The organism is Desulfobacterales bacterium, assembly GCA_028704555.1.
Lineage (GTDB): Bacteria > Desulfobacterota > Desulfobacteria > Desulfobacterales > JAQWFD01 > JAQWFD01.
Window position 1 is genome coordinate 67,772 of the sequence record JAQWFD010000018.1, and the last position, 10,112, is coordinate 77,883.

Genomic DNA, 10,112 nt, shown 5'->3' on the forward strand with positions numbered 1-10,112 from the left:
TTCCTCACTTGCCAGGTCTCTTCAGCCATCGGCTGAAAAAAATATCTTATTTAATGCAGATACCGGCAAGTTTCTTGGTAAAAATCTGATTTTTCTTGCCGTAATAAATGAAACATAATTTCATCATTGTATGTAAGATCGCATCGATGGCCAGCCCGATGTAATTCAGGGGATTTTCATAAAAGATATATAATTTCAATGGACTTATGGTGATATTGTTAAATTTTGAATATCGAAGCAGCTGTTTGAGACTGTATTCCGTAAAAGTATTGAAATGATCGATATTCTGAGCCAGTGCATCAGATCCGGTAATCGGATTGGATCCATTCAGGGAATGAATGATCAGCTTTCCCCCCGCGCTGAGATTGGTTCGGCACAGTTTCAGAAAATGGACGATTTCATCTATGGTCAGGTGATTGATCTCCTGTTCCGCGAAAATCAGATCAAATGCTTCGCGATTATTTTCCAGAAAACCAAAGGCACGCTCTACCCGGCAATTCAGCCCTCTTTTTTTTGCATAGCCAATTTTTTCCTCATCGGAGTCTATCCCCAGCACGCGCGTATACCCCTCCTGTTTCATGAGGTTGACAAAGTATCCCGCCCCGCAGCTGATCACCAGTATGCGCGCTGTTTTGTCTTCCGGAAAATATTTCGAATAGTTCCTTTTATAGAACTTACCAAATGAGTTGAACCCCTTTTCGATATTTTCCGGAGCTTCCCAGAACGTATCAAAGGGTTCCAATCGCGCCGTCAACGAAATTTGTTCCATAATATGATTCTCCTGGCAGAGGCAGGTATAGGGCCCTGCACTGCGCTACAGTTTGCCTGTTTCACGGTACCAGCCGGCTGTTGCGGCCACGCCTTCCCGGAACCCATATTGCGGCTGAAAATTCATCATATCGAAAGCCTTACTTCCGGACAGAACAAAACTTTTTCTAAAAAAATCCATTCTTCTGCGATGAAACGGCAGCGAAATACCCAGGGGCTTCAATAAGAATTCCAGGATAACGGCCACCATCATGAACATCGACAGGGGCGCTTTAAATCCGGGCACCTTTGTTTTCAATTCATCCGCGATGGTTTGAACCATTTTATCGGTAGTGATGGGATTTTTTCCGGCAAGTATCATCACATTTCCGATTGCGGCGTCGGATTGCCCTGATTGGATAATTCCGTTAACCAGGTCGTCTATAAAGATGAGATGGTGCAGATTTTTACCTGACCCGATCATGAAAAACATGTGATTTTGAATGGCTTTAAACAATTTGAGGAGGCGTCGGTCCCCGGGGCCATAGGTTTCTGAAATCCGAATGACGGTAACCGGAAGTTTATCCCGGTATGAAAGGACCAGTTTTTCCCCCTCCAATTTGGTCTTCCCATAGATGTTATCCGGATGGCAGACAGATTGTTCATCAATCTGTCCATCCAGATGGCCATACACCCCGATGGTACTACCGTGAATCATGCGCCTGACCTTGTGATAAACGCAGGCATCAAGCATATTCCGGGTTCCCTCCACGTTTACATCCCGAAAAACCTGATCTGCGATATTGGATTCGTGTTGGGCCGCCGCCAGATGATAAACCACATCTATGCCCTCTGTCTGTTCAAATATCAGCTCGCGATCCATCATGGAACCTGAAACGACAATGGCTCCCGCTGACTCGATGATCTTTTGATTCTCCTTTTCAATATCGGTATGGGTTTGACCCAATACCTTCACCCGGTCACCGCGCTGGCGGCACTCGATGGCCAGACGAGAGCCGATGAATCCGGTTCCTCCGGTAATCAGAATATTCATAAGGCATGTCCTGTTTTCATAGTTCTGTAAAAATGAGGAAAGCACTGTTTTACCTCATTGATTTCATCCCGGGTTTTATCCGGCCCCCAACCCATTTCGTCAGCCATCAATTCAGCACAGCATTCAACGGCGGCACCCGGATTTTCCCCTGTACCGATATCCGTCCTTCGGAACACAATGTCAGAGAGTTTCTGAGCCATTTCTTCCCGAATTCCATGGATGATCTCAGCCTGAAGCACAGTTGTTTCACCTGCCCCGTACCCCCATTGTGAATTTTTATTCACATATTTGAGCACATTCGGATAGTCACACCCGTGATTATGAACCAGCGCTGTCATGATTTCAGGGGTAGCACCGGCAGGTCTCTTTCCCATGGCATCGTCAAGCAGTTTCTGAAAGCTGTGCATGTGCCCCCCGTGAATCGGAGTTGACTGCGTTTCGGATGCAACAAAAGATTTTCCCAGTTTTTCAAAAATCATATCAACGGTTTTCTGAGCCATTCCCCTTGCTGTGGTTGCACGAACTCCCAGTAGTGTGACCAGCCCATCGATTTGATCCGTCCGGCTGTGATCAACAATCTCCGAACGTTTGCCGAAGCTCATCTGCTGGCTTCCCTGACTGTCCTTATCGCCAAACAGCGTAAGCCCCGTGTTGATTAATTGAATTTCACTCAAATGAATATCCAATCCCGGGCAGGCGCTGTTGACCTCATCAACAAAGCACTGCAGCTCATCCTCGCCAACCGTTATATTCTCTGGAGTTTTCTCAAACACGACATGCCAGACGCCGATAAGGGTAAATTGTCTCCATGGAACTGCAAACAGGTGACGCCCCCCCCGATCTATAAGGGTATCGGAATCTTTAGTGTACGTTGAAAAAGCGACTCCGATATCTGAAGAAAATTTTCTCTTAACCACAAATGCCAGATCCCGTGAATATGTCGGACACGGGTCCAAACCCTTGCCCAATGCCTGCTGGAGCAATTGATGCGCCCAGGGCCCGGATGCGTTGAGAACCATATTGGCCCGGATCTTTATTTCTGTATTATCCAGCATATCTGTCACTTTAACGCCGGTAATCCGGTTTTTCTCTCTGAGAAAACCGGTAACTTTCAGATAATTTCCGGCATCGGCCCCATGGCTGATGGCGGATTTTAAAAACGACAGTACAAGACGGGGAGGGTTATACATCTGACCGTCATAAAACAGGGCACCGCCTGTCAACTGCTTTTCCTTTATACCCGGGAAAAGCGCCAGCACCTCATGACGCGACAAAAATCGACTCGGCGGAATATTCCGATCTTTCACTATCCCCCGGTTGCGGTCCATTGTCAGCATATCATAGAGCATAATTCCTGCTCCCAGTATTTCCTTACCCTTCATTCCATGGCCATAAGTCGGGATAACAATCGGAAGCGGACGAACCAGATGGGGAGCGATTCTCAACAAAGCCGATCGTTCACGGCTGGATTCCCGGATACGGACGACATCGGCATGTTGGAGGTATCGGATACCACCATGGACCATCTTGAAATGATTGGCTGACGTGGCGTGGCAGAAATCGCCTTTATCCACGACAGCTGCCGACAAGCCACGGGAGGCTGCTTCCCAGGCAGCACAAGCGCCGAACATCCCGCCTCCCACAATGACCACATCATAGGTTTTACTGCCCAAAGCAGATATATCCCTTTTCATCGCTGTCATTTAAATCAACCGTTTCCTTTCCTTTCCAGAATCATGGATCAGTTGTTCAAACAGCGTAATATATTGATCCGCACACCGTTCGATATAGAAATTACACACCAGCTGTCTGTTAAAATTCCCCATTTTTTTCCGCACCTCACGATTATTCATTATTTCAATGACACGTTGATGAAGCTTTTGCATATTGCCCAACTCTACAAGAAATCCGGTTTTCCCATTTATCAGAAAATCCGTCTGCCCCCCAAAATCGTAGCAGATGACCGGCAAACCGCATTCCATGGCTTCAAGAAAAACCAGTCCAAATCCTTCATGCATCGCCGTTGAGATATAGCAGTCTGACACACTCAACAGCTGGAATTTCATTTCATCCGAAACATTGCCGAGCATCACAACCTTCTCATGAAGACCCCGTTGTCTTGCCAGATCGCTGATATGCGCATACTGCGGCCCATCTCCCATGACCAGCAGCTTTACCCTGAGGTCCTGATCCAGCCCGGACAGCACCTGGAGCGTTTCATCGATATTCTTTCGTTTAACCAGACGGCCGATGGTGCAAAAAATAAAATCATCTTCGCTCAGACCGAAATCCGCCCTGCTTTTCCTTTCAAAAACCGGTTTTTTAATACCCAGGGGAATAATATCGATCGGACGATCTACTTTATAATATCTGCCGGCATTGGACTTTGTATTACTGGATTGGGCAACGACCCTGTCCGCGGTTTTGAGCATCAACCTTACCGTATCTGACAATACAGGGGTATTGTGCGGAGACAAAGATTTACTGGGGTCAAAGATATCTCCCCCGTGAATTGAGAGGACGTTCGGCAGGCAGAACATTTTTGACAGAATCCATCCGGACGGTCCTGAAGGAATTGCAAAATGCGTATTGATGATATCAAATGTTTTACTGTCAAAGTCCACAATTGATTTAATAATACTGGAAGGCAGATAACTTAACATGGAAATCAGATTCGCAGCCTCCATCTGTTTGCGGCAACAGACCGGGACCCTTATAATATCGACACCGTTTATGGTTTCCTGCTTCTTGAGGCCATTGTAATGGCTCGTAATGACAGTTACACCATGACCGCGTTCCGCAATATTTTCAATAATATCCCTGGTGACAAACCCACCGCCCCCACCAATCGGAGGATATTCATAATTAACGACTAAAAGCTTCATATACCTTCCTGACCTATAGTGTGATGATTCGTGTGATTAAATTTTTCTCCGGCTTGAACAGAGAGCGCTATCGCGCGGACTGAGGACCGCTATCGCTTGAGGCAAAAGATAAGAAGCAAGAGGTTTTTATTGGACTCGATCATAACTTCGGCCATAGTACTGAAACGTGGCTGCGTAGTCCCGCCCGTTGGAGCCCTAAGGGCTCGCTCAGAAATAAGTTCGTAATTTTAAGTATTGAGGCGCCTGTCTGGCAAGGCACGAGCACAATCAAGCATATTCCGAGCTTTCGTAACGCAGCCAGACAGGATGCATCGGCGCTTAAAATGGGAAGTTATTTTTGAGTGAGCCCTAAGTACTATATTACTTTCTCGATGCTGTACTGCTTCCTGTGACGACCATGGGTAAATGCGATAATTTCTCCTAACAGGCCGATACTGGCCGCCTGAATTCCCATGACAATCAGGAGCATTGAAATCAGCAGAGACGGTCGATCACCAATGGGATACCCCTGTAAAAACTTCTGCATAAAAATAATGCTCACCATGAAAAAGCCGGTTAAGATAAATAATAACCCGACAGCGCAGAAAAACCGCAGCGGCTTTCTGCTGAATTTTACATTGAAATAGAGGGTGACGATATCGATCAGAACCTTCAAGTAGTAAGGCAGACTGTAAATGCCTGAACTACCGCGCTGTTGATAATGGTCGCATCTTACCTCCCTGGTTTTATATCCTCTCTCTTCGGCAAGAATCGGAAGAAACCTGTATAGATTTCCGTAAAATTTAACCTGTTCGAGAACCTCCCGCCTGAAGACCTTAACCGTACAGCTCATATCGTGAGAATTGGTCGATACCATTTTGCTGATAATCCAGTTGAAAATTCTTGATTCAATCTGATTCAGCAGACTGTCCACTCTATTTTGCCGATAAGGGGTAACAATGCTGATGTCGTTATCCAGATTATCAAGCAAATCAATTAACGAAGCATTGGTTATCTGTTGATAGGAATCGCAAACAACGACTATCTCCCCCCTGCTTTCTTTAATGCCCGCTTTCAGGCATACCGATTGAGATGTTTTTGTTTTAAATTCTATATACTTGGCTTCGGGCCTCTTAAAAAGCTCTTCCTGGAAACCAGCACCAAGCCATTCGGCAAATCCGTTGGCCACGATCAGAATTTCGAACGGTATGGAAAATCCTGAAAACAAGTCATACATTCCCTGAATAAATTGTTCGGTATCGCTATATTTATGGTCCACTATAATGATGACTGAGTATTTCATCGTTGATCCTGTTTTAAAATCCACGTTATGGGTTTTGGAACGCCGCGTTCCCTGGCTGATTTCGGGGAAACCCTCAGGTTATTTTTCAAAGTTCAGACTGATAGGACTCGGCATAGGTTTCATATTCGGCAGGCGTTTTGCTGATCGAAATTGTTTTTTTAGTTATTTGCGGTAGCTCGGTGTGTGAAAGGTCGCTTGTACCCACGACCAGTTCACCCAGAATACCAAGTGCCAGAAGGTGCACAACCGCCATTACCGACATTGCCGACGTAATCAGAAAAAATACCGATTTCCATGGTGCCCAGTGGTATAACCATGCCAATCCTGAAAATGTACCAAAAAAAACGGTCAATAAGACAAACGGAATCGAGCAAACCGCAAAGCCTTTCAATGGCATCGAACAAAACCGTATAATCAGATTCATGGCAATAATATCACTCAGTACTTTCAGAATCCGGTCAAACCCGTATTTTGATGTTCCATATTTTCTCGGATAATGTTTAACAACGACTTCCGCTATGCGTGCACCCGTCATACTGGCAAGGGCAGGGAAGAATCTGTGCATCTCTCCATAAGCTTTCAGGCACTTGACACACGTCGAACGGTAGATTTTAAGTGAACACCCATAATCATGTAATTTGACACCGGTTGTTGCAGATATAACCGCATTTGCGATTTTAGATGGGAAGACTCTCGAAAAATGATCTTTCCTGTTTTTTCTCCAACCGCTGACAATATCATAACCCTGTTCTATTTTCTTCAGCAGCAGTGGAATATCCGAAGGATCATTTTGCAAATCTGCGTCCATTGTAACGATAAACTCACCTTCGGCATATTCGAATCCGGCTACCATTGCACTTGTCTGACCATAGTTGCGTCTGAATTTTATTGCCTTGAGCTGCGGTATACCCACCTTTAACCTTTCAATAACATTCCAGGTATTATCCTCCGACCCATCATCCACAAAAATTATTTCATAAGAAAAATAAAAATCTTTTGCGGCATCCAGAATAGCAGCCAACAGGCTCTCAACCGATTCCTCTTCATTATATATTGGGACAACAATGCTTAAATATATCGTCATGTCGTTTTCATATCTACTGGCTGAATGTTGCATCATTTAATGGATTCCATCATTTTTAAATCATCCCAACCTGACGTTTGGATAATTTAACCGCATTAAAAGATTCCGGACCTGAGTTCCGGACTGAAGATACAGCTCCGCTTCCTCAGTTACATAATTCTTTCTGACTGATGAACTGTATTATTTCAGAAACTGTGCTCTTTTGATAAAAAGGGAAAAAGTAAATTATATCTTATTTCCATTCATCAAATTTGAATTACCCTGAAGTGAATCTTAAAAACGGCTGAAATATGGAAATGAGGATGAGTGTATGAAACAAACCTGAATAAAGTTTGTTAATTCGCTTCCCGGATATTTAAGGAATGCGATTATCCATCCAAAAAAAGAATGGTTTTTCTATCTCAAAGAAAGCGAAGATTTTAACCCGGAAAATGCGTAACGTATTTTGAGGATTAAAATCTGAGCAGAGATTAGAGATTATGGGTAATAGACTGTTGATGGACACAAGCTATGATCCATTTTTACAACACTACAGGCGATAAGTTAATCAGGGATTCCCTTGTTCATGGCATCTAAAAACCTGATATTAACAAGTTACTATTCAATATTCATACGTATTATAGAACGGCATCCTGTGCATTAATTAAAGGATACATCAGTCGATTTAATTATGGGGGCTCGGCCATAACTTCGGCCATATTTCCGTACATGTCGCTTCGGAGTCCCGCCCGTTCCCGGCTTCTCCAGCGTGATCCGGGGAAAAGATGCCGGGAATGGGCGGGACGGAGGCCGCGACGACGTGGCCAAAGATATGATCGAGTTTGATTATGGAATGAGGCAACAAGAAATATACCCCACAGGTTTTCTGCCTGTAGCTGTAGCACCCGATGGATCTGTTATTTTTATTTCACCCGGCATGATTGTATTTTAAAGACAAAACGACAGGCAGCAAGTCTCACCAGGGATGATAATAATTTCTGGTCTTATGAGGGGGGAATATAATCTCTAAAGCTATAATGGTATGAAGTTGTTACCAGTTGATCGATCTTTGATATGTGTTGCTCGGTCAACTCAATAAATTTCAACCCGCGTCTTCTTGCAATTTTAGTATTGAAATAACAGTCCGAATCCATTTCGAAATCCGAAATATTCTCATACGGTATTTGAGACAGCCATACGTTATTTTCCCGAAAAACAATATCCAGTTCAAACGATTCAGACAAAGGTTCTCCGTTTGGAAGATATCGAAACGATAAGCCACCTCTGCTGATTTCCAGCAACGTGCCTAATTTTTCTCCGGTTTTGCATTTTACAACAAAAAATTCCCCTTCGGGTACGTAGTACCGATGATTTTCTCTTCTATCACTGGCTTCGTTTTTTTTTATTATGTTCATATGCATCCGTTTCGATAATTGATCAGATGGTTATCGGAATATAATTTCAAAGCGCTATCAGCATACATCACCAGAAGCCGATCCGGATTTTATCCGTAAGGACCTGGCATATTGTGATCTTCTTTCTATTTCACATCTTCGATCCGGATTTAACCTCCTGCCCAATTCCAAAGACATTTTATTCTCATCTGATTCCATTTTTCGCCGATTCATTTGGCTTCTGCGATCCGCGCATTCTCTGCGATCGTATCTTCTATCCCTGCCCGATCTGTTCTCCGGGATATGCAGGGTATAGGAAAACGCCCGTGCATCAAATCCCTTACGTCTGCCGCCATTATCCCTCATGCTTCACCTTTGGATTTGGATGTGAGTGTATCTATATTCCGGGATACATCCCTGCAAATCGACCATTTACCCCGCCGTATCATGGTCTTTTTCTTCGAATTCCAACAAATCCCAATATGCCTACAGTTAACAGGATCATAAAAATAATGCGGGATGAATTGACAGTATCTGATTGAGATCTTTTTACGGGCAATCGGTTGGTAAATTTTTCGTCGCCATCCGACGGAAATTCATGCCATAAAGCTTCCTGTTTATTAATTCCAGCGTCGGACAGATGGAACAGATCCTTATCTCCAAGGGTGTTCAAATAAATCGAACCGGAATCCAAACCTCCGGAAATTTTTTCAGACCCCCTTGTTATTTTCCCGGCCTGTATACTACCGGTTACAGGCTCATCAGCAGCCGTAACAGGGATACATAAAAGTAAGATCAGGAATATAAAATTGAGTTTTTTCATCCGCTGCTCACTATTGGCGACTATTCCAGCAAATATGATGGTTCATAATTTGAACGAGACCGTAATATAGAAATCTTATAGACGCTCGATATCAATCGAGTTGGTCAGGAAGGTTTATATTTGATACTTAATACAGAAAACAGAATCCCTCAATCAGGCTATCCCGTATTTTGGTCTTCCATAATTCTCAATTTGATCAGCACAAATATTTATGACGGATTGGAAAAACACTGAGGGAGGTCTGTTGCAACACCTTAGTGTTATAGAGTGTTTCCATCTACAAAACAGGATAATTTTTTTGTTCTGATGCTCTACAACGACTATCCTGCCGATTCTATCGAAGAGTCCGTGGGCAAATCACTTGAGGCAGACTCGGGTACGAGCGATGCGGTGATTCATATTCTTCAAAACAAGTGTCAGAATCACGAAACGGTTTTCGATACGCTTGACAACTGGCAACGTTTTACGGCTCCGGACATCTCGGTTTACGACCAGATCGGAGGTGGCCTATGAATGCAGCGACAAGAGTTCAGATCATAGAGAATCTGAAATTTTTGAAAATGGCAGCGATCAAGTCAGAGCTTGAAAACCAGCTTAGGCAAGCCAGCGAAAGCAACATCGACTACGAACAGTTTTTGCTGGATCTGACTGAAATAGAAGTATGTTCCCGGTTGGAAAACGGACGCAAAAGGCGACTGCGAGATGCCAAATTTTCGCAGTTATGATCAAGCCCAAAATTTTAACCATTCAACTCGTTGCAGTTGGCCAGCTGCCAAAAGGCTGTTTTTCGAATTCCATTGACCCGTCACGGCCCTTGTAGATATTGATCCAGACATTCCAGTTTTTCGTGTCCACTTCAGGGTA

General features: G+C 44.0%; 10 protein-coding genes. 2 read left to right on the forward strand and 8 right to left on the reverse strand.

All coding sequences use genetic code 11. The annotated features are described in order from the left end of the window. Nucleotides 1–46: 46 nt before the first annotated feature. The 8 genes from PHQ97_08530 to PHQ97_08565 form a co-directional block, all read right to left on the reverse strand. Nucleotides 47–769 carry a class I SAM-dependent methyltransferase gene (locus tag PHQ97_08530; GenBank protein ID MDD4392774.1) on the reverse strand — a complete coding sequence of 241 codons (723 nt, stop codon included), beginning with the start codon at nt 767–769 and terminating at the stop codon, nt 47–49. 45 nt (nt 770–814) lie between these two features. After that, entirely contained in the window at nt 815–1,801 is a 987-nt protein-coding gene (locus PHQ97_08535) for an NAD(P)-dependent oxidoreductase (GenBank protein MDD4392775.1), read from the reverse strand. Further along, nucleotides 1,798–3,504 carry an FAD-dependent oxidoreductase gene (locus PHQ97_08540; protein MDD4392776.1) on the reverse strand — a complete coding sequence of 569 codons (1,707 nt, stop codon included), beginning with the start codon at nt 3,502–3,504 and terminating at the stop codon, nt 1,798–1,800. Before PHQ97_08540 ends, PHQ97_08535 begins: the two co-directional genes overlap by 4 nt. Then, the gene (locus tag PHQ97_08545) at nt 3,505–4,686 is read right to left on the reverse strand and encodes a glycosyltransferase family 4 protein (protein MDD4392777.1); all 1,182 of its coding nucleotides are present in this window, start codon (nt 4,684–4,686) and stop codon (nt 3,505–3,507) included. It lies immediately after the preceding gene. A 355-nt stretch (nt 4,687–5,041) separates the two neighbouring features. Further along, nucleotides 5,042–5,968 carry a glycosyltransferase gene (locus tag PHQ97_08550; protein ID MDD4392778.1) on the reverse strand — a complete coding sequence of 309 codons (927 nt, stop codon included), beginning with the start codon at nt 5,966–5,968 and terminating at the stop codon, nt 5,042–5,044. A gap of 85 nt (nt 5,969–6,053) precedes the next feature. Continuing rightward, complete coding sequence (locus tag PHQ97_08555; protein MDD4392779.1) at nt 6,054–7,052, reverse strand: glycosyltransferase family 2 protein; 999 nt, start codon at nt 7,050–7,052, stop codon at nt 6,054–6,056. 983 nt (nt 7,053–8,035) lie between these two features. Then, entirely contained in the window at nt 8,036–8,446 is a 411-nt protein-coding gene (locus tag PHQ97_08560; GenBank protein ID MDD4392780.1) for a PilZ domain-containing protein, read from the reverse strand. Nucleotides 8,447–8,870: 424 nt separating this feature from the next. After that, on the reverse strand, nt 8,871–9,248 hold the full coding sequence (locus tag PHQ97_08565; protein MDD4392781.1) for a hypothetical protein: 378 nt from the start codon (nt 9,246–9,248) through the stop codon (nt 8,871–8,873). A 267-nt stretch (nt 9,249–9,515) separates the two neighbouring features. On the opposite strand from PHQ97_08565, the gene PHQ97_08570 reads away from it, so the two are divergent. Further along, on the forward strand, nt 9,516–9,761 hold the full coding sequence (locus tag PHQ97_08570) for a hypothetical protein (GenBank protein MDD4392782.1): 246 nt from the start codon (nt 9,516–9,518) through the stop codon (nt 9,759–9,761). Further along, entirely contained in the window at nt 9,758–9,973 is a 216-nt protein-coding gene (locus PHQ97_08575; GenBank protein ID MDD4392783.1) for a hypothetical protein, read from the forward strand. The genes PHQ97_08570 and PHQ97_08575 overlap by 4 nt, the downstream gene beginning before the upstream one ends. Nucleotides 9,974–10,112 lie beyond the last annotated feature (139 nt).